General features: G+C 70.3%; 17 protein-coding genes. 9 read left to right on the forward strand and 8 right to left on the reverse strand.

Going from position 1 to position 19,841, the window contains the following annotated elements; genetic code table 11:
- Positions 1 to 568 precede the first annotated feature (568 nt).
- Together ACGFX4_RS19725 and ACGFX4_RS19730 are read left to right on the forward strand one after the other, a co-directional pair.
- On the forward strand, positions 569 to 1,282 hold the full coding sequence (locus tag ACGFX4_RS19725; protein ID WP_393075800.1) for a type 1 glutamine amidotransferase domain-containing protein: 714 nt from the start codon (positions 569 to 571) through the stop codon (positions 1,280 to 1,282).
- A gap of 403 nt (positions 1,283 to 1,685) precedes the next feature.
- Positions 1,686 to 2,084: a PPOX class F420-dependent oxidoreductase gene (locus tag ACGFX4_RS19730; RefSeq protein ID WP_393075803.1), complete on the forward strand. Its 399-nt coding sequence runs from the start codon at positions 1,686 to 1,688 to the stop codon at positions 2,082 to 2,084.
- 184 nt (positions 2,085 to 2,268) lie between these two features.
- On the opposite strand, the gene ACGFX4_RS19735 is transcribed toward ACGFX4_RS19730, so the two are convergent.
- Positions 2,269 to 3,075, reverse strand: coding sequence for an alpha/beta fold hydrolase (locus ACGFX4_RS19735; protein WP_393075806.1), 807 nt, complete (start codon positions 3,073 to 3,075; stop codon positions 2,269 to 2,271).
- Positions 3,076 to 3,519: 444 nt separating this feature from the next.
- Complete coding sequence (locus ACGFX4_RS19740; protein ID WP_393075809.1) at positions 3,520 to 4,131, reverse strand: TetR/AcrR family transcriptional regulator; 612 nt, start codon at positions 4,129 to 4,131, stop codon at positions 3,520 to 3,522.
- Positions 4,132 to 4,410: 279 nt separating this feature from the next.
- Between ACGFX4_RS19740 and ACGFX4_RS19745 the strand changes: the two genes are divergently transcribed.
- The 5 genes from ACGFX4_RS19745 (at position 4,411) to ACGFX4_RS19765 (ending at position 10,550) form a co-directional block, all read left to right on the forward strand.
- Positions 4,411 to 5,988: a class I adenylate-forming enzyme family protein gene (locus ACGFX4_RS19745; RefSeq protein WP_393075812.1), complete on the forward strand. Its 1,578-nt coding sequence runs from the start codon at positions 4,411 to 4,413 to the stop codon at positions 5,986 to 5,988.
- 4 nt (positions 5,989 to 5,992) lie between these two features.
- Positions 5,993 to 6,775 (forward strand): SDR family oxidoreductase, encoded by a 783-nt coding sequence (locus ACGFX4_RS19750; protein WP_393075815.1) that lies wholly within the window; start codon positions 5,993 to 5,995, stop codon positions 6,773 to 6,775.
- 35 nt (positions 6,776 to 6,810) lie between these two features.
- On the forward strand, positions 6,811 to 8,049 hold the full coding sequence (locus ACGFX4_RS19755; RefSeq protein WP_393075818.1) for an acyl-CoA dehydrogenase family protein: 1,239 nt from the start codon (positions 6,811 to 6,813) through the stop codon (positions 8,047 to 8,049).
- Complete coding sequence (locus ACGFX4_RS19760; RefSeq protein ID WP_393075821.1) at positions 8,049 to 9,149, forward strand: phosphotransferase family protein; 1,101 nt, start codon at positions 8,049 to 8,051, stop codon at positions 9,147 to 9,149. Before ACGFX4_RS19755 ends, ACGFX4_RS19760 begins: the two co-directional genes overlap by 1 nt.
- 87 nt (positions 9,150 to 9,236) lie before the next feature.
- On the forward strand, positions 9,237 to 10,550 hold the full coding sequence (locus ACGFX4_RS19765; RefSeq protein ID WP_393075824.1) for an MFS transporter: 1,314 nt from the start codon (positions 9,237 to 9,239) through the stop codon (positions 10,548 to 10,550).
- A gap of 133 nt (positions 10,551 to 10,683) precedes the next feature.
- On the opposite strand, the gene ACGFX4_RS19770 is transcribed toward ACGFX4_RS19765, so the two are convergent.
- The 3 genes from ACGFX4_RS19770 to ACGFX4_RS19780 are packed head-to-tail and all read right to left on the reverse strand — an operon-like array spanning position 10,684 to position 12,304.
- Positions 10,684 to 10,968, reverse strand: coding sequence for a DUF6510 family protein (locus ACGFX4_RS19770; protein WP_393075827.1), 285 nt, complete (start codon positions 10,966 to 10,968; stop codon positions 10,684 to 10,686).
- A gap of 35 nt (positions 10,969 to 11,003) precedes the next feature.
- Complete coding sequence (locus ACGFX4_RS19775; protein WP_393075829.1) at positions 11,004 to 11,705, reverse strand: ferredoxin reductase; 702 nt, start codon at positions 11,703 to 11,705, stop codon at positions 11,004 to 11,006.
- Positions 11,705 to 12,304, reverse strand: a complete 600-nt coding sequence (locus tag ACGFX4_RS19780; protein WP_393075831.1) for a sulfite oxidase-like oxidoreductase — start codon at positions 12,302 to 12,304, stop codon at positions 11,705 to 11,707. The genes ACGFX4_RS19775 and ACGFX4_RS19780 overlap by 1 nt, the downstream gene beginning before the upstream one ends.
- Before the next feature lie 771 nt (positions 12,305 to 13,075).
- Here ACGFX4_RS19780 and ACGFX4_RS19785 point away from each other — a divergent pair.
- Positions 13,076 to 14,044, forward strand: a complete 969-nt coding sequence (locus tag ACGFX4_RS19785; protein ID WP_393075834.1) for a hypothetical protein — start codon at positions 13,076 to 13,078, stop codon at positions 14,042 to 14,044.
- Positions 14,045 to 14,289: 245 nt separating this feature from the next.
- Here ACGFX4_RS19785 and ACGFX4_RS19790 read toward each other — a convergent pair whose 3' ends face one another.
- The 3 genes from ACGFX4_RS19790 to ACGFX4_RS19800 all read right to left on the reverse strand — a co-directional run bounded on the left by ACGFX4_RS19790 (position 14,290) and on the right by ACGFX4_RS19800 (position 18,236).
- Positions 14,290 to 16,293 carry a protease pro-enzyme activation domain-containing protein gene (locus tag ACGFX4_RS19790; protein ID WP_393075836.1) on the reverse strand — a complete coding sequence of 668 codons (2,004 nt, stop codon included), beginning with the start codon at positions 16,291 to 16,293 and terminating at the stop codon, positions 14,290 to 14,292.
- Between the two features lie 486 nt (positions 16,294 to 16,779).
- Positions 16,780 to 18,060: a PucR family transcriptional regulator gene (locus ACGFX4_RS19795; protein WP_393075839.1), complete on the reverse strand. Its 1,281-nt coding sequence runs from the start codon at positions 18,058 to 18,060 to the stop codon at positions 16,780 to 16,782.
- A 29-nt stretch (positions 18,061 to 18,089) separates the two neighbouring features.
- Entirely contained in the window at positions 18,090 to 18,236 is a 147-nt protein-coding gene (locus ACGFX4_RS19800; protein WP_393075842.1) for a hypothetical protein, read from the reverse strand.
- 269 nt (positions 18,237 to 18,505) lie between these two features.
- Here ACGFX4_RS19800 and ACGFX4_RS19805 point away from each other — a divergent pair, with 269 nt between their 5' ends.
- Positions 18,506 to 19,498: a DUF3068 domain-containing protein gene (locus ACGFX4_RS19805; RefSeq protein WP_393075844.1), complete on the forward strand. Its 993-nt coding sequence runs from the start codon at positions 18,506 to 18,508 to the stop codon at positions 19,496 to 19,498.
- Positions 19,499 to 19,841: the final 343 nt, after the last annotated feature.

Consider the following 19,841-nt stretch of genomic DNA (forward strand, 5'->3'; position numbering starts at 1 on the left):
AGCCGGCCGGGTCCGCGCCTGCCGACAGGGGTTCCGGCCCCCGTCGGGGGACCCGACCGCCGACGGGGGCCGGCGCGGCAGGTGGAGCGGGCCACGGCCTCCCGCTTGTTGACAGTGCTTACAATATCTGCAACCCTCCAATGTAAGCATCGCATACATTCGTGGAGGAGCAGCACGATGGCGCCGGTCCACAGGGCACCAGCCTCGGCCTCACCGTCGGCGGGGGCCACGCGACCGCGCCTGAACAACGACTGCGGCAAGGTCGACCCGGCCTTCGGCCGCCGGCCCGGAGCAGACCGGGTGCACCACGGGCGGGCGCGCCAGCGCCCTTGATCCCTGCCACGGTCATCGGTGGGGCCCGGCACTCCACCACCAGCCGGATCGACGCCCTTTCCACCGGCGAAGCGGTTCCCGCGAGGCATCTACCTGAAGCCGGGTGACGGCAGTGTCCGCGACGGTGTCCGCCCGCTCAGCCGATTCGGACGATCCGGCTCGGCGTGATGACTGAGGGTCAGCCGGCGCTGCACATACCGCCCCCTGTCCAGAGCAAGAACTGAGAGACCAGCCCATGACCAAGCGCATCCTGAACGTCGTGACCAACGTCGCCCACTATGACGACCCGTCCCATCCCACCGGGCTGTGGCTGTCCGAACTCACCCACGCCTGGCACGTCTTCGAGAAGCACGGATTCCATCAGACGCTCGTCAGCCCGGCTGGCGGTGCGGTGCCCCTGGAGCCGCGGTCGCTGAAGTTCCCGAACCTCGACAAGACAGCGAAGGCCTGGCACTCCGACCCGGCGCGGATGGCGCTGCTCGAGAACACGGCCGGCCCGGAGGAGATCGACGCATCGGAATTCGACGCGATCTACTTCACCGGCGGGCACGCCGTCATGTACGACTTCCCCGACAGCGAGGGCCTTCAGCGGATCACCCGGGAGATCTTCGAGCAGGGCGGCGTCGTCTCCTCGGTCTGTCACGGCTACTGCGGCCTGCTGAACACCAGGCTCTCCGACGGCACCCACCTGGTCGCAGGCCGCAAGGTCACCGGATTCGCCTGGCGCGAGGAGGTCCTGGCCAGAGTCGCCGAGCACGTGCCCTACAACCCGGAAGAAGAGATGAGGAAGCGCGGCGCCCTGTACGAGAAGGCCAGGCTGCCGTTCGTCTCGTACACCGTGGTCGACGGCAACCTCGTCACCGGGCAGAACCCCGGCTCCGCCCAGGCGACCGCGAAGAAGGTCGCCGCCCAGCTGCTGGGCGGCCCGAGCCCTCGGCGGTCGGTGTGACGGCGGCGACGTCCACGTCGGCGATCGGTTCGAGCGCAGCGCCGCCGACCGGCTGACGTACCTCGCCCGCCACGTCCCCGTCCGCTGAAGGAGACGCACCTCGTCGCGGCCTCGCCGGGCGCAGCGCCCCGACATCCACCGACTCCACCAGTGGACTCGGTGCGGGCCTGGCCGGACTTCCGGGAACACTAAGCCGGCCCCGCCCTGCCCGGCGAGGAGGCCGCCACCCGAACTCCACGGGCTCGGCGAGACGGCGTTGCCCGCGACTTCGCCTCCCTCGTACCGGATCGGCCCGGCGCAGGGGCCAAGAGTGGAAACAGTCGCCAGCCTTGGGGGTGAGCTGCTTCAGTGTCGCCGACCACGCGTTCGACTTCTCGCAGATCCCCACAAGATTGGACACACCGTGACTGCCCTCGACCCGCGCACGCTCGACGCGCTGACACGCGCCCGCTACGTCAGCCTCACCACCTACCGCAAGGACGGCACCCCCGTCGCCACCCCGGTGTGGCACGTCGTGGACGACGGACTGCTGTACGTCTGGACCGAGGCCGACTCCTGGAAGGTCAAGCGGCTGCGCCGCGACCCGCGGGCGAAGGTCGTGGTCTGCGACGTGCGCGGCCGGATCAAGCCCGGTGCCGCCGAGGCGCCGGGCACCGGCCGGGTCCTCGACGCCGATGGCAAGGAGAAGGTCCGCCGCCTGCTGGGCCGCAAGTACTTGATGGCCCGCGTGGGCAACGTGTACGCCACGGTGACCGGCCGACGGCGCCGGCGTCCCATCGTGGCGCTGGAGATCAGCTTCTGACCTCGCCCGCCGTCCACTCAGCCTCGGCTCTACGCCTGCGGGGCTGGGATCGCCGGGTGGCGAATGTCGGCGCTACGGCCTGCTGCCAGCGGCGTATCAGTTCCGCTGCTCGGATCTTCCGGATCCGGGCAGCAGAGCTCCGTACCCGTTTGGCCGGCAGACCCGGGTCGCCCCACGGGGCGGCTCATCCGGCAGATGCCGGGCCGGAAGCCCTTTCTGAAGAGGCGTCGGCCCACCACGCGAGGATTCGGTGGACAACGGTGCCCGGGGTCCTCACCCAGGCGATGTGGTCGTTCGACGCCCCGGGTGGGACCTGGTCGTCCCGGTAGTGCCAGCGGGCGACCGCACTGGGATGGAACAGGTGTCCGGTGAAGTCGTCGACGGCGGCCAACGGCGACAACTGGTCGTTGTCGAGGCTGACGATGAGGGCGGGCGTGGTGATCATGCGGTCGGTCCGGAAGGGCATCTGTCGGGTGAGCACCATCCGGGACCACTCTCGCATCATGGTGCGGGCGCCGGGGCCGCCGAATGCCGGCTTGGGGAGGTAGCCGAGGACCGCGGTCGTTGTCGGCACGACGAGCGCCGCCATGGTCGCTATCTCGACGCCGCCCATACGGAAGTGCCGGTAGTGCGGGATGGCGCCTCCCACGGTGACAACGCCGTCGGCCGGGATGTGCGTGAGCTCGTGCCCTGCGACGAGTTGGCCGCCGAGACTGTGCCCGAGCAGGAGCACCGGGCGTCCGGGGTTCCTTGTGCGGACGGCGGCGACTTCCCGCGCAATGTCGTCGATCTCGTCGGCGTAGGTCCAGTCGTTGGTCCGGCTCGCTCGCGGCCGGCCCTTCTCGAAACCGCGTCGGGTGAGTGCCTGCGCCCCCCATCCTCGCGACTCGAACTCTTCGACAAGAGGTCTGTAGTAGCCCGAGCCGATGGCCATCGCCGGGGCGATGAGCACGATCGGGTCGGTCAGACCGCCCTTGAACGCATCAGTCATTGAGCTGCCTCCACAGCGATGTCGATCGGGACGCCGGTGCGCCCTCCGGGAACGCCCGCAGCCGAGGGCGCCCCGGCCGGCACCGTCCGGCGGCAGTCGTATGTGCGCAGGCGGCCCGAAGCCGATGAAGGGGCAGCTGGCGCAGGCGCCCTTCCGCGGGGCCGGATCTGCGGCCGCGGAGTCGGCCGAGCGCTCCTCGCCCGACGGGCACGCCGAAGAGGCCCGCCCCGCAGCAGCGTGGGCATCGGCACGAAGACCGGAGCCGGTCAGGACCGATGGCGCACTCACGATAGGAGCGCAAAGTAGGCGGCGTCAACATTGGAAAGGGCGGCCACCACGCGGCGACCTGCACGCCCCGATCGCGAACGTGATGGAACGTTGAGCGGCTGCGCCGGACCCGTCGGGCCGGCCTGCGGGAGGTGCTGCCCTTCGCGAGGGCAGCGGTCAGGCGGCACCCACCGTCATTCGCGCCATGACGCGGTACCGCTCCGCCAGCTCCTGCGGGGCGTGCTCGCCCTCGGGGCGGTACCACTGGGAGACGCCTGTGCACATGGTCACGATCGCCCTGCTGACCTCGCGTGGGTACTCGGTCGTGAAGACCTTCTGCGCGACGCCGTCCTCAACCACCTCGTCCATCAGGCGCTGCTGGCGGTCCCGGGCGCCGATGTAGGTCGTGCGAGCGTCCCCGACGAGGCTGCGGATCTCGCTGGCGGCGATGAACGCGAGGTCCCGCCGGTACGCATGGAACAGGACGAGGCACTCGACGAGCAGGTCCAGCCTGCGCCGGACGTCGGGGCCGGCCTCCTCCAAGGCCTGGGTGCTGCGCTCCCACAGGTCGTCCATGGCGTAGGAGACGATCGCGACGAGCAGCGCCTGCTTCGACGGGTAGTGGTAGTACAACCCCGGGACGGAGAGGTCCGCGCGGGCGGCCACGGTCCGGATCGTGGTCCCGTGGTAGCCGTGCTCCGTGAAGCAGGCCAGCGCGGTCTCGAGGATGGGCGGCAGCCCGCTGCCCGCGTAGGTCCTCCAGTCCAGCCCGGCATCGGCCTCGGTCACAGCGCTCCTCTTCCCCCGGATCTTCGTCGCGTCGGCTCATCAGTATGCAGGTCGCACCCCCGACGCCGATGTCGGATCTCTTGACACGGCCCTCGACCCACCCCTTCACTTTACCGAGCGATCGCTCGGTAACCGAGCGGCCGCTCGGTAATCCAGTAAGTGGAAGGACAGCACATGACGGTGCCTGATGAGCCCTCGGGGGACGCCCTGCTCCCCCGGGGTGTCGAAGCCGGGCCGCGAAGCGTCCACGAATCACTCGTGGCCGCGTGGAGAGCCCGGGTGGCGAAGAACCCCGGCGCCACAGCGCTTCGGTACTTCGACGGCGGTCTGTCCGCGCAGGAGGTGGACGCGGCGTCGGACGCGCTCGCGGCCGCGTTCGCGGCCCGCGGGACCGGCCGCGGCGACCGGGTCGGCGTCTACCTGCAGAACATCCCGCAGTACGCGCTGGTGATGCTGGCGTTGTGGAAGCTGGGCGCCACGGTGCTGGGGCTCAACCCGATGTACCGGCGCCAGGAACTGCGCCGGATCGTCGACGACGCCGGGGCAGTGGGGATCGTGTGCGCGGACACCGACGCCGAGGAGACGCTCGACACCCTGGCCGGGAGCACGGTCCGATGGCTGATCAGCACATCGGCGCTGGACCTCCAGTCCCGCGACGACCGGCGGGTGTTCGCGTCGACGGACCGCACCGCACCCGCACCGGACGGCGACCTCCTGGCGCTGATCGAGGAGTTCAGCGGCCGCCGACCCGCCCCGCTGCCGCTGACCCGCGACGACGTGGCGTTCCTGACCTACACCTCCGGGACGACCGGGCCGCCGAAGGGCGCCATGAACACCCACGGCAACGTGCTGAGCGTGGTCGGGACCTGCAAATCGTGGACCCGCCTCGGCGACGGGGACGTCGTGCTCGCCATCGCCCCGCTGTTCCACATCACCGGCGCGGTCGCCAACGCGGCCCTCTCGCTGCTCACCGACACCACGCTCGTGCTCACCGGCCGGTTCCACCCCGAGGTCGTCCTGGAGGCCTTCGCCGAACACGGAGTCACCTACACGATCGGCTCCATCACGGCGTACAACGCGATCTACGAACTGCCGCAGGCCCGGCCGGAACACTTCGCGGCGGCGAAGGCCCTGTACTCCGGAGGCGCGCCGATCCCCCCGGCGACCATCGAGCGATTCCAGGAAAGATTCGGCGTCTACATCCACAACGGCTACGGGATGACCGAGACCACCTCCGCCGTCATCGCCGTGCCGCCCGGGCAGCGGGCGCCGATCCACCCGCCGAGCGGGACGCTGTCCATCGGACTGCCGCTACCGCACCTGGCGGCACGCGTCGTGGACCTGCACGGCGACCCGGTGCCATCCGGGGAGCAGGGCGAGCTCGAGCTCAGCGGGCCGCAGGTGGTGCCGGGGTACTGGGGCAAGCCCGAGGAGACCCGCCAGGCCATGCCCGAGGGCCGGCTGCGCACCGGTGACGTGGCCGTCATCGACGAGCGGGGCTGGGTCTACCTGGTGGACCGGCTGAAGGACCAGATCAACGTGTCCGGGTACAAGGTCTGGCCGCGCGAGGTCGAGGACGCCCTGTACGAGCACCCGTCGGTCCTCGAAGCCGCCGTCGTCGGGGAGCCGGACGAGTACCGCGGGGAGACCGTCGTCGCCCACGTCTCCCTCAAGGCCGGGCGCAGCGCCACCGAGGAGGAGCTCATCGCCTTCTCCCGCGAGCGGTTGGCGGCCTACAAGTGCCCGCGGCGGATCCACTTCGTCGCCGACCTGCCCAAGACCCAGACCGGCAAGATCCGCCGGGCCGAGCTCCGCACCGCCGCCGGCTCCGAGCCGTCCGCCCCTTCGAAGGACTGATCCGTTGCACCAGAACCACACCGACCGGGCCCGGTTCTCGGGCCGTACCGCCGTCGTGACCGGCGCGAGCCGGGGAATCGGCCTGGCGATCACCGAGCAGCTGGTGTCCGAAGGCGCGCGGGTGTGCATCACCGCCCGCAAGGCCGGGCCGCTGAAGGAGGTTGCGGCCGCTTTCCCCGAGGGCAGCGTCATCGCCGTCGCCGGCAAGGCCGACGATCCCGAGCACCGCCTGGAGGTCTTCGACACCGTCGCCCGCGAGTTCGGCGGGCTCGACATCCTCGTGAACAACGCGGGCATCAATCCGGCCTACGGTCCGGTCGCCCAGTTGGACCTCGATGTCGCCCGCAAGGTGCTGGAGGTCAACGTCCTCGCCACTCTCGCGTGGATCCAGGGCGCGGTGGCGCACCCGGGACTGCGCTTCGCGGAGCGCTGCGGAAGCGTCGTCAACCTCTCCTCGGTGACCGCGGAGACCCCGGCCCCGGGCATCGGCCTTTACGGGGTGAGCAAGGCGGCGGTCTCCCACCTGACGAGGACCCTGGCCGCCGAACTCGGCCCGCTGATCCGCGTGAACGCCGTGGCTCCCGCCGTGGTGAAGACGCAGTTCGCCCAGGCCCTCTACGAGGGCAGGGAGAGGGAAGCCGCAGAGGACTACCCGATGAAGCGGCTCGGCATCCCCTCCGACGTCGCCTCCGCGGTGGCCTACCTGGCCTCGGCCGAGTCCTCCTGGGTCACCGGCCACGTCCTGACCGTCGACGGCGGTCTCACGGTCGCCGGCGGCACCGCGTGACGAACCCGCCCATCCAGAAAGGAGCAAGGACACCCATGGCCTTCACTCACCTCCCGTCCGAGGTCGAGGAGTTGCGCGAGCGCACCCGCCGGTTCGTCCGCGAGGTCGTCGTCGATGCGGAACCCGCACCGGGAGAGCGCCTCGATAAGGCCACGCGCGAGCGCTTGCAGGCGGCCGCGAAGGATGCCGGGGTCTTCGCCCCGCACGTGCCGAAGGAGTACGGCGGGCAGGGGGTGTCCATCGAGCACTGGTCGCCGATCCTGCAGGAGGCCGGCTACTCGCCGATCGGCCCCAGCGCGCTGAACTGCATGGCACCCGACGAGGGAAACATGCACATGCTGAACCTGATCGCGACCGAGGAGCAGAAGCACCGCTACCTCGCTCCCCTGGCCGCCGGAGATATCCGGTCCTGCTTCGCCATGACCGAGCCCCACCCGGGAGCCGGGTCCGACCCGGCGGCCCTGCGGACCACGGCAGTGCGTTCGGCCGGCGGCTGGACCATCCACGGCCACAAGCGGTTCACCAGCGGCGCCGTCGGCGCCGGATTCGGCATCGTGATGGCCCGCACCCCCGACACCGGCGGCTCCCCGGCCGGGGCCACCATGTTCCTCGTCGACATGGCGAACCCCGGCATCAGGGTCGGCGAGCCGATCCACACCGTCGACCGCGCCATCGACGGAGGCCACCCGCACCTCTACCTCGAGGACTGCTTCGTCCCCGAGGATGCGGTCCTGGGCGAGGTCGGACTCGGCTTCCGGTACGCCCAGGTGCGGCTCGGGCCGGCCCGCCTCACCCACTGCATGCGGTGGCTGGGCCTGGCGCGCCGCTCTCTCGACATCGCGCTGGACCGGGCCGGGCGGCGCGAGCTGTTCGGCTCCCCGATCGACTCCCTCGGCCTGGCACAGGGCCTCATCGCCGAGTCGGTGATCGACATCGAGACGTCCGACGCGATCATCACCAAGACCGCCGCGCTGCTGCACGCCGATCCGAAGGCCGGGTCCGCGATGTCCTCGATCGCGAAGGTGCACTGCTCGGAGGCGATCTTCCGGGTGATCGACCGCGCCATCCAGATCTGCGGCGGCGACGGGGTCTCCACCGGGCTCCCGCTCGCCCAGTACCTCAACGAGGTCCGCCCGTTCCGTATCTACGACGGCCCCAACGAGACCCACAAGTGGGCCATCGCACGCCGCGCCTCGGCCGGCCGGGCGAAGGCGCTGGCGGCCGGCGAGCGGTACCTCGGCGACGCCGCCGTCGACCGGGACGGGGGCGCGTGATGCAGACCGTCCCCGACGGAGCGGAGGTCGTCGCCGGCCCGGAGGAGGCCCGGCATCTCGACAGCCCGCCCCTGCTGGTCGTCGACGCGGTCACCGAGTTCCTCGACGCGCAGGGCATCGGAAGCGGCCCGCTGGCATGGCAGCGCATCGGTGACGGGCACTCCAACATCACCTACCTGATCGAGCGCGGCGACACCTCCGTCGTCCTGCGCCGCGGTCCGCGCCCGCCGCTGCCGAAGTCGACGCACGACATGGTGCGCGAGGCCCGCATCCAGAAGATCCTGCGCGGGCACGGGGTGCCGGTGCCGGAGATCATCGCCGTCTGCGAGGACGAGTCGGTCCTGGGCGTGCCGTTCTACCTCATGTCCCGCCTCGACGGGACCGTCGTCACCGACACGATCCCCACCCACCTCTTCTCCCCCGAGCAACGCACGGCGACCAGTGCCGCGGTCGTCGACGCCCTCGTCGCCCTCCACGGCATCGACGTGACAACGGGCGAGCTCGCCGCTCTGGGATCCCCCGGCGGCTATCTGCGGCGCCAGGTCGAACGGTTCAGCGGGCTGTGGGAGGTCAACACCACGCGCAGCCTGCCCGAGGTGGAGCGGATCGCCCACTGGCTCGGCCGCAACCTGCCGACCAGTCAGGCGACCGCGGTGGTCCACGGCGACTACCGCATGGGCAACCTCATGTTCGCTCCCCAGTCGCCGGCCCGGATCATCGGGATCCTGGACTGGGAGATGGCCACGCTCGGCGACCCGCTGGCGGACCTCGGCTACCTGACCGCCACCTACTCCGAGGCAGGCACCCCGGCCACCCCGCTCGAGCTCACCCCGGTGACCCAGGGACCCGGCTACCTCACCCGGCGCCAGCTGGCGGAGCGCTACCAGGCGCGCACGGGCCTCGATCTCACCCCGCTCCCCTGGTACCAGGCCCTCGCACTGTGGAAGGCCGCGATCTTCTGCGAGGCCATCCACACCCGCTGGCAGCGCGGCGAGCGCCCGAACGACACGGTCTTCGCGCCGTCGCTCGAGGCGGGTGTCCCCCGCCTGCTGGCGATGGCCGCGCAGTACGCCGGCCTGGGCGCGGCGACCCGCGACTGACGCACGGCCGCCTCCCGACACCCCCCTTCACCTTCACCGCGTGCCAGACCTCACTTCCCCCTGCCCGAAAACAGCGAAGGAGCCTTCGTGAGCAACGCACAAGCAGAGCCCGGCACCGCGACCGGGGAGAGACCCGATCCCGGCAGCACCGTCCGTTCGAGGCGCAAGTCCCTGCTCGCCAGCACGATCGGGAACGTCCTCGAGTGGTACGAGTGGAGCGCCTACGCCGTCTTCACGCCGTTCATCGCCAAAGCCATGTTCCACTCGGCCGACACGATGTCGGCGCTGCTGTCCACCCTCGCCGTCTTCGCGGTGGGCTTCCTCATGCGCCCGCTGGGCGGCATCGTCTTCGGCGGCGTCGCCGACCGGCGCGGGCGCAAGTTCGTCCTGGTCACCACCATGCTGATGATGGCCGGCGGCAGTCTCGCCATCGGACTCATGCCCGGCTACGCCTCCATCGGCGCCGGGGCCTCGCTCGCCCTGCTCCTCGCCCGCATGATCCAGGGCTTCGCCCACGGCGGCGAGTCGGCGACCGCCAACACCTACATCGCGGAGATCGCGCCCAGTGAGCGCCGCGGCCTGTGGGGAAGCATCGTCTTCGTCGCGATCTTCGGCGGCTCGGCCCTCGCCTTCTCGGTGGGCGGAGCCGTGACGTCCCTCCTCTCCAAGAGCGAAGTCGCCCAGTGGGGCTGGCGCATCCCCTTCCTCCTCGGCGCGCTCCTGGCCCTCGCCGCCCTGTACCTGCGTCGCAGCATGGACGAGAGCGAGGTGTTCTCCGACGAGCAGTCGAACGCCGCCACCCGGCCGCTGCCCAGGTGGCAGGTGACCCGCGCAGTCCTGCTCGTCATCCTGATGACGTCGGGCATCACCGCGGCCCACTACACCTGGACCTCGTACGTCTCGACCTACGCCATCATCCAGAAGGGCATGGACCCCGCCGCCGCCTACTGGTGCTCGGTCGCAGCACAGTGCGTCGCCCTGCTCACCCTGCCGCTGTGGGGCCACCTCTCCGACCGCATCGGCCGACGACCGCTGATGATCACGTTCGCGGTGCTGATGTTCGCTCTGCAGATCCCGCTCAAGCAACTCATCGGATCGCCGGGCTGGACACTGCTGGTGGCGGACTCGATCGCCCTCACCCTCGTGGCCATCCCCGGGGCACTGCTGTCCGCCACCATGGCGGAGAACTTCCCGACGAGGGTCCGCACCCAGGCCATCGGCTTCGCGTACTCGGTGTCCGTAGCGGTCTTCGGCGGCACCGCGCCGTACCTGAACCAGCTCTTCGTCGGCCTCGGCCAGGCCAGGTTCTCCAGCTTCTACATCATGCTGCTGTGCGTGTTCACGGGCCTCGCGTGCTACCTCATGCGGGAGACGAAGGGCGTCCAGCTCAAGGACGTCTGACCTCGCAGCCGGTTCAGGGGTTCACTGCTCGACCGGCAACGAGCGTCGCGGCCTGCATCCCCGGGGCCGCGACGGCGGCCGGCCTCCGCACCCCGGGGCCGGCCGGATGGAACTCCATCCGAGCCTTCGCAGGTCACGGCGTGGCGTGCGGAAGGGTGAAGCGGAAGGCGCCTGCCCCTGTGCCGAGTTGGAGCCAGAGGTACTCGGGCTGGGTGACGACCCGCAGGGCGATGGCCTCACAGCCGGGGCAGCGGGCGGTCAGACCAGGTTCGGGTCCGTAGACGTGCAGTTGGCCCATGGTCGCCGGGAGGCGACAGGAGGGGCACAGGCGCCAGGCCGTGGTCGGGTCGATCGCGAAGACCTCCCCGAGCGGGCCGGCCAGGGCGTTGCCGTCGAGGTACAGGGGGTGCTCGTTCATGGCCGGGGTTCTCCTTGCCGTGCGGCTCGGGCGGGTCAGCCGAAGCGTTCGGTGCGGATCTGGTCGGGCGTGTACCCGTTGGTGAGCAGGAGGATGGCGGCGTGCTCGACGAATCCGGTGGGCCCGCAGACGAAGCAGTGGGTCGCCGCAGTGGCCGGCAGGTCCAGCAGGTCGTGCTTCGTCATGCGTCCTGCGGGACGTTCGGACCCCTCGGGCGCACGGCGGGTGTAGAGGCGTCGGACATGGACGGGGTGAGCAGTAGCGTCGAGTTCCGCGGGGTACCAGACCTCGTCCGGGTCGCGGACGGAGTAGAGCAGCGTGCAGGGCTCGTCCGAGGCGGAGGCGAGGCGTGCGCGCAGCATCGCCATCAGCGGCACGATGCCGGAGCCACCTGCGACCAGCAGGAGCGGGCCGGGTTCCTGGGGGGTCCACACGAACCAGCCCCCGAGTGGGCCTTTGACCTCGACATCGGCGCCCACGGGGAGGTCGTCGGCCAGGTACGGGGAGACCTCGCCTTCGAGGGCGGACTGGATTCCCAGCTCGATGCTGTTGGTGTCGGCGGGGGCCGCGAGTGAGTAGCTGCGGACGGCCTGGTAGCCGTCGTCCGCGGTCAGCCGGACGTCGACGTGCTGGCCGGGGAGGTGTCCGGGCCATCTCGGGACCTCGAACTTCAGGGTGCGGCCGGTCGCCGTCTGTTCGGTCCGCTCGGTCAGGCGGGCCCGTCGCCAGCCGCGCATCAGTCGCTCCAGTAGCGCTGCTCGCGCCACGGGTCGCCGTAGTCGTGGTAGCCGGCCGACTCCCAGAAGCCGGGTTCGTTCTCCGGAGTGAGGATGAGGCCCTTGGCCCACTTCGCGGACTTCCAGAAGTACAGGTGCGGGATCAGCAGGCGGGCCGGGCCGCCGTGGTCCGGGGAGAGCGGGTAGCCGTCGAAGGAGTGCGCCAGCCACGCCTTGCCGTCGGTCACGTCCTCCAGCGGGAGGTTGGCGGTGTAGCCGTCGAAGGACTCAGCGATGACGAAGTCGGCGGCGGTGTCGACCTGGTCGAGGAAGACGTCGAGGGAGACGCCGCGCCAGCGGGTGTCGAACTTCGACCACCGGGTCACGCAGTGGATGTCGACGGTGGGCTCCTCCTGCGGCAGGGCCATCATCTGGTCCCAGGTCCACGACCGGGTCTCCCCCGTCTCGGCGGTCACAGTGAACGACCACCGGTCGGTGGGGATGCGGGGAGTGGGCCCGGCGGACAGGACGGGGAAGTCCTCGGTCGGGTACTGGCCCGGCGGGAGCCGGCTCTCGATCGTCCGGGGCTTTCCTTGGAACCCCGGGGACAGGCTGCCCATGGGTTCGCTCCTCTCGTTCCGAAGCAACCCCCGCCCGCGTTGTCGCTGCCCTGTGGCCAGGCCGGGTGGGCGGAGCGCTCGGCTGACGCCGAACTGAAGGAAGCGGGCAGATCGTCGACGTCCTCCTCCGCGGCCCGCTGGGGCAGGGCGCATCTGGTGGGGCTGCCCCCACCCCCGTGCAATCCATGGTCCCCGCATGCCGCAGGCTGGCAACCCGGCGCGCTCGGTCCTGGCAGTGCATCTCGACGTCGACGGTCCGCGGGCGCGCAAGGGCCTGTGATCATCGAGACGGCACACTCCTTGAAGGTCCGCGCCGGTGCGTCGGTGGGCTCGATCGCCTGCCGCAGGCTGCCGGCAGGGGTGACCTGGTGCAGGCCGGCCGAGCCCGCTCCCGGAGGTGCGCCAGGCCTGCTTGGTCCGGCGTTGGGCGACCCGGATCAGCAGCAGAGCACGCCAGCGCAACGGGACGTGGGGGCGAAGACGGTCATCGCCGCGGTGATCGACGGGATGGAGGTCGAGGGTGCTCTTCATGGTGCGGAAGACCCGTTCGTCTTCGAGGAGGGCTATGGAGCCGAACGCAACATCCGCTCTACAGGTCCACGGCAGCATTGCTGCACGCCGAAGGTCGTAACGTCTGCGCCCCGACACAGAATCAACCGTCTGTCACGAATCCCTACCTGTGCCGCCCGGCATCGCCGGGCACGTGACGTCGCACGCCAAAGACCGTGCGGCCACCACCCCCACCGGCCCGCCTCCCTCCTAGGAAAATCGATGTCACCACTCGACGAGCAGCTCGAAACACTCGGCCTGTCCAGCAACGCCGCGTCCGTCTACCGCTACCTGCTGTCTGCTGGACGGACCCCGTTACACGCAATCGAAGAGATGCTCGGCTTGACTCGAGCCACCTGCGACGCGGCACTTGGCGAGCTGGAGTCGTTGGCCCTTGCCCTGCGCGACCAGGACTGGGTCAAACCGCTGGATCCGCACGGCGGGCTGCAGATCCTGTCCGACCGCGTCCGCCTCCGGGCCGACATGGCCGTCGAACAGGCCGCGTCGGCCTACGCCGCCTACCGCCGCAACTCCAACCTCTGGGGAACGCGGAACGTCGTCGAGATGGTCGAAGGTGCCGACGCCCAGCAGGCATGGACCGAGATAGAAGCCGGCGCCCACTCGCACGTCTCGATCTTCGACACACCGCCCTACGGCGGGCCGACGGCCAACCCGATCGAGATCGACAGTCTGCGACGCGGCGTTTCCTACCGGACCGTCTACGCCAAGGCTGCCGTCGCGGACGCGGACCGGTTCCAGGTCAACATCATGCCCTGTATCAAGGCCGGCGAGGTCGCGCGGGTCAGACCCCAGGTTCCGGTGAAGATGCTCCTAGCCGACGACCGGGCGGCGGTGATCGGATTGACCAGTCGTCACGTCGACCGGCACCACACCGCGCTACTGATCCACGAGTCCAGCGTGCTTCCGGCACTGACGGAGCTGTTCGAGCTGTGCTGGCAGTCCGCCACTCCCTTCGGGGGTGACGATTCCTCGAGTGATGAGCTGCAGCCGATGGACCAACTGATGCTGGGACAGATGGCCGCAGGGCTCCCCGACGACTCGGTGGCCCGGAATCTGGGCATATCCAAGCGCAGTATGTCACGGTACGTGGAGCGTCTGATGCGGCTGTCCGGTACGGCCTCCCGCTTCCAACTGGCCCTCTACGCCCAACGCCACGGCTGGATTGCCTGACCGGTGTCTCGTGGTGGAGGTGGCGCAGGTAGGGGGCGCCGTCCCGGTGCACCGTCGTGGTCAGCTTGCTGAAGGGACGCGGGCTCTGCCTCGTGCGCGGGCCTTTCCTGTCCGGCTCCGATGCAGTGGTGACACCGGCGCCCGAGATCATCTCATCCGGGTTCGGCGGCTGCGGGACGACCCGTAGGTCCTGTCAGGCTCGGTCTGCCCGTGTGCGGGCAGACCGAGTGCAGGGATTCGATGGGTTACTCGAAGGAGTTGAGGTAGGCGCCGGTGGGAGAGCCGACGCCGGTGGCGTTGTCGAAGCCCTTGGTTGCGGCCAGGCCGTAGTCACGGCCGAAGGCGACCAGGCGGACCCTCAGCGCGTTGTCGACGATGCCGAAGTCGGCGACCGCGTTGAGTGGCGGCTGGCCCGGACCGGTCGTGTTGTTGACCACGTCGTGAAAGGCGGCGCTGCCGTAGCGGGCGTAGATCGCGGGGTTGGCGAAGCCGATCGGGCGGCCGTGGCGGGCCTGGATCGCGTCGGCCTGGATCGCGGAGAACTCCGGTGTCGCGACGCTGGTGCCGCCGAAGCCGCTTTCGGTGTAGACACCGTCGGGGCCGTACCCGGTGACGCCGACCAGGACGGAGGTGTACAGGTCGCCGTTCATGGCGACGTCCGGGGTGACCCGCTGCGCGGTGGCGCTGGCCTTGCCGGTCATCAGTGTGTGCGCGAGGCGGTCCGGCACGATGCCCCTTTGGTACCAGGGTTGGGCGAAGTCCTCACTGGTGCCGCCGCCGCCACCGAAGTAGAAGTAGCCGGGGAACGGGTTCCAGCTCTCGGCGGGCTGGCCGGGGCTGGAGTTCAGTTCGAGCACGGAGCGCAGGTTGCCCATGTCGGTTTCGAAGCCGTAGGTGCCCTTCGCATCCTTGATTCCGAGCGCTGTGCCGCCCAGGTCGGTGACCCACGGGTCGGCGCCGGGGAAGAAGGCCTGGGCTCGGTTGCTGCCCGGCAGGCAGTTGAGCCCCTTGGCCGCGGCGGCGGGCGAGTTGTCGCCGCAGTCGCCGGACGCGAAGTCGAAGCCGATCCCCTCGACGGCGCCCTGCTGGAAGACCTGCTCGTAGGCGTCGATCATCGCCTGGGGCTCATCCCCGTCGGTCGTGTGCAGGAGTATGTCCCAGGAGTTGGAGACGACGTCCGCCAGGTGCTTGTCGACGATGGTGGCGAGGGCTGCGAGCAGGTCGGTGTCCATGCAGGAGTTGGCGCCGACGTAGAGGATGTTGGCGTCCGGGGCCAGCCCGTGAGCCATCTCGACGTCCAACGCCTCCTCGTCCAGCCAGCCGGCCGGGCCGCCGCAGTTGTCCTGCGAGTTCCACTGGCTCGGCGTGACGATCTCGGAGTACTGGCCCTTGCGGAACGCGTTGTCGCCGTGGGAGGTCGCGTACCGGTTCGCGTCGGCCAGCATGGTGGAAGAGCCGTAGGCGTCCACGATGGCGATGGTCACGCCCTTGCCGGTCAGGTGGGAGGCGGTGATGCCGTATGCCTCGCGCAGCTGCGAGGGGATGAGCGGGCACTGGGCGTAGCTGGTGGTGGGCGTGTAGCCCTCCGGCCCGCCGGTGACCGGCTTCTGCCCCCAGTAGTCCGAGCACGTCGCCGTGGTGGAGATCCCCGTGCCAGGGGCAGGACGGGACGCCGGAGTCTGCGTGCCCGTGCGGGCGGCGCCGTCCATGGCGCCGCTCTGCGAAACGGCCTGCGAACGCATGAAGTGCGCCTGGGAGTTCAAACCGGTCACACCCAGGACCGCCGAGGAGACACCGGCCGGGACCACCGCATCGGCGTCCGGCGCGGTGAGCATCTGACCATTCACGACGTACTGGTGCAGCCTGGTGCCGAAGGCCCGGTCCACCGCGGCGGATGAGCCGCGCACGTCAAGGTAGTGGGTGGTGGCCGAGGCGACGCTGAGCCCGGCTCCGGTGACCCAGGAGCGCACGGCCGCGGTCTGTGCGGCCGAGGCACCGAAACGGCTCTGCACCTGCTCGGGAGTCAGGAACTTGCCGTACAGCGGGCTGCCGGGCGTGGAGACTTCCCTGGCGTAGGCCGCCAGGCCGGCCGGGTCTTTGCCTGCCAGGTAGACCCGGGCGGTGATCTGCTGACCGGAGGGGGTCGTCCCCTGGTCGGTGGTGGGTGTTGCCCAGTGGGGGTGGGTTCCGACGAGCGTGCGAGCCGCCGCCGGGGAGGCGGACGCCTGCGAGGGGGCCGCCTGGGCCACGGACCCGGCCCCTATGGTCAGAGAAGCGACGACGACTGCTGCTATGCGCTGGCGCCGGCCAAGGGCTGTTCGAATATCGATGACAGCTACTCCATGGTGAGTTGGGGTCGACAGGGAGGAGCGACCGAATCCCGTGGGCGAACCAGCATGCGGATCGGACCCTGGCCGTGGCACGCGGAGAACGGCAGGAAGAGCCGGCATAGTCTGCGTGCGACCGTGGACGCCGACGCCGCCCAGGGGCTCGGTGCAGTGGGGGTGACCCCTGCCGGTGGCGGAACCTGGGGTTTGGGGTTCCGGGTACTTTGTATGCCTGAGCGGGTGGTCCTGGGTGACGTCTTGACGCCAGTGCTTCAACTGGCCAAAGCCGCCACTGTGCAGCTGGTACCCGGCCGCATACAGCCCGTCAGCACCTCCGGCGGCGATGTCCTGGCCGCCGGGCAACCAGAAGCAGGCGATGAGGCCGCCCCCGGTGTCCCCGGCGGAGCGTCATGCGCGGTGGGCAGTGCGCAGTTTGCGGGCCCGGAGGACCAGTTCCAGTTCGAAGCGCCGGTCGGGGTCGTCCAGCGAGTCGCCCCACATCTCTCTGAGTTGGCGCATTCGGTAGCGGACTGTCTGGGGATGGACCCCGATCTGCGCAGCCACCTCGGCGGCGCCGCCTCTGGTCTGGAGCCAGGCCAGGAGCGTGTCCGCGAGCCGCTGGCCGTGGCCCGGGGTGCAGGCGGCCAGTGGGGCCAGGCAGCCTGCGGCCAGGTCGTCGACCAGCTCGGCTGGTGGCAGCAGGAGCAGCGCGGTGGTGTGTTCGGTGCAGTCGAGCATGCCGTCGCCGGGCAGCGTCCCGACCGCCATCAGGTCGAGCGCGGTCCGTGCCCAGTGCAGGGAGCGGGCGGCCTCGGCCAGGGGGACGACGGGGCCGATCGCGCCTGTCCAGCCGGGCAGCGACTGCTGCAGTAGGTTGGCCCGGTCCATGTGGGCGGGGCCGGGGATGACCAGCCGCGGCTGTTCGCTCTCCCAGTCGAGCAGGATCCCGGCGCCGAGGAGCGGGGGCAGGGAGGCCCGTTCGTTGCGGTTGAGGACCGCGACGGCGAGTGTCTCCGGCATCGGCCAGCCGAGGTTTGCGGCGTACCGGGCCGCTGCTTCGGGGTCCGCGCTGCGGTCAGCGAGCAGCAGGTCGATCAGTCGGCGCTGGCGCCGCAGCCGTTCTCCGGCGGCCAGGGCTGCGGAGCTGATCTGGTCCTGGGCGGCTTCCACCACCAGGCTTTCGATGTAGTCGAAGCCGGCTTCGGCCAGTTCGTACATCGCCGCCGGTGGGATCCCGATCTCCTGTGCGATCTCGGTGAGGCGGCGCCAGGAGAGTCGGGCGCCGAAGAGGTAGACGGCCCGCATGAGGTCGATCGCACGTCCGGGGATGCCGTGGTGCTTGTCGAGGGCTGCGGTGGCTTCCCGGAAGCGGGCGGCGCCGTCGCCGTCGATTCTCGGGCCGCCGACGGCTCTGACGCTCTCGACGAAGTGGCCCAGGGCCTTCCTGATCCGGGTCAGTACCCCCGATTCGCCGTCGTCGTCGAAGATCTCGACGATCTGCGGGAACTGATGGTGGATCTGTCGTGTGACCTCGGCCGAGAGGACGGGGATCTCGGCGGCGGCGAGGCTGATGAACCGCTCGGTGTCGGTGGCGCTGACGGCGCTCCACACGGAGGTTGGCCGGGGCGCCGTCGGTGTCTGGAGCGCGACGGGCTGGGGAGCCGGTTCGGGGCATTCTGGTACGCCCATGCGGGCTGCCTCCCTGGAGTGCGACGGGCTCAGCCGGTGAAGGACACCAGCGGCACGGCGGGGCGGGTGGGGGCAGCGGTCGCCGAGGTGACCAGGCCGATGGCTGCGGCGATGGCGAGGGCCGCGCCCGTCGCGGCGGCGATGGCGACGGCGAGAACCGGATGTTGGGTACGCATGGCTGCGGATTGTCCCTTCCGTATGCCCCGTACGAGCGGAGCGGTACAGCAGGCGACACCATCCGCACCGGCCCCGGCCCGGCGCTCCCACAGTTTTGCCCCGTCGTTGACATCCGTCAAGGGTCGACCTACGGTTCCCGGTTCAGGGGATGTACACGCGATCTGCCGTACCACGGCAGCCGTTTGGGGCTTCGTCGCACCAATGCAAACACCGCCGCACGGTCCGTGCGGCTGGTCTGCACCGACCCGATCCCTTACGGAGCGTATTCATGTCCGCGCCCACAAGTCAGACCCTCGAACAGCCCTCGCAAGGGCGACCCGATCCCGTGCCGGCCCCGCGCCGTCTGTCCCGCACCGGCCTGACGCTGACCGGACTTGCGGCGTTCCTGCTGGTGGTGGCGCCCCTGCTGCACTGGTACGTGCTGCCGGCGATCCGCAAGACGCCGATCGACAGCAACATCACGTTGGTCTTCACCGGCAGCGGAACGGTCTTCGACACCAAGACGGCGGCCGTGAGCCCGGTGCAGCAGCTCACGCTCACCCGGCACGTGGTGGGAAACATCGCCGAGAGCAGTTCGACCCGCGTCGCCCTCGACATCTCCACCCAGATCGACACCGAGGCCACACTCGCCCTGCACGACCCGCGGCGTTCCGCGCAGTGGACGGTGGAGCGTTGGGTGACGGATCGCAGGACCAACCTGCCGGTGCACTCGAACGGTGAGACCCCGTTCTTCTCCGGCGAGGCGTACCTGAAGTTCCCGTTCGGCCTGGCCAAGCGTCCATACGTGTACTGGGACTCCACGCTGGGCGGCACCGTCACCCTCGACTACCAGGGCACCGCATCTGTCAACGGCCGGCCCGGCTACCGCTACGGCGCGGTCGTCGGCGCGACCAAGGTCGGCACCCAGCAGGTCCCCGGCAAGCTGATCGGCCTGCCGCACAGCCAGCTCGTCGTCGACAGGTACTACGCGAACCGCGGATTCAGCGTGATCGTGGACCCGGTGACCGGCACCGTCATGGACGCGCGCACCCAGCCGCTGGTGACGCTGAGGGTCTCCGCCGACGGCCCCGACCTGCTGACGCTGCTGGGGGCCGACCTCAGCATGACGGCGGAGAGCAGGGCGGGTCAGGTGCGGACGGCGACGGACAGCGGTCGCAAGCTCACCCTGGTGGGCGGGACGCTGCCGATCATCGCCGGTGCCGCCGGGCTGGTCTGCCTGCTTGCCGCGGGCGCACTACTGCGGCGTCGCCCTGCGCGGTGACGGCGCGGAGCTGCGCACGGGCGACACGGCGGCGGATGGTCCGCCCGGGTGGCACCCACTTCTCGCGCAAGTGACAAGGATTCACAGAATTCGCATGATCGGCCGGGGAATTTAGCACCCCGGTGAGTAGTACCGGTCGGTAGGGATCACAGAGACTGGCGGTGCGCGCCAACCGCGCGCCGCCAGCCGCATCCCCCCGGCCCCGTGCCTTGCGACTGCCCCCTATTCACCGGCGACCCCGGTTCTTCATGATCCCGTGTGCCCCGCGCACCCGTACATCCGCGTGCCCTGCCTGCCCCATGCATCACGCACCCGCCGTCCGGCGGCCCTTCGTCCTGCCCGC

The organism is Kitasatospora sp. NPDC048365 (assembly GCF_043200835.1).
Lineage (GTDB): Bacteria > Actinomycetota > Actinomycetes > Streptomycetales > Streptomycetaceae > Kitasatospora > Kitasatospora terrestris.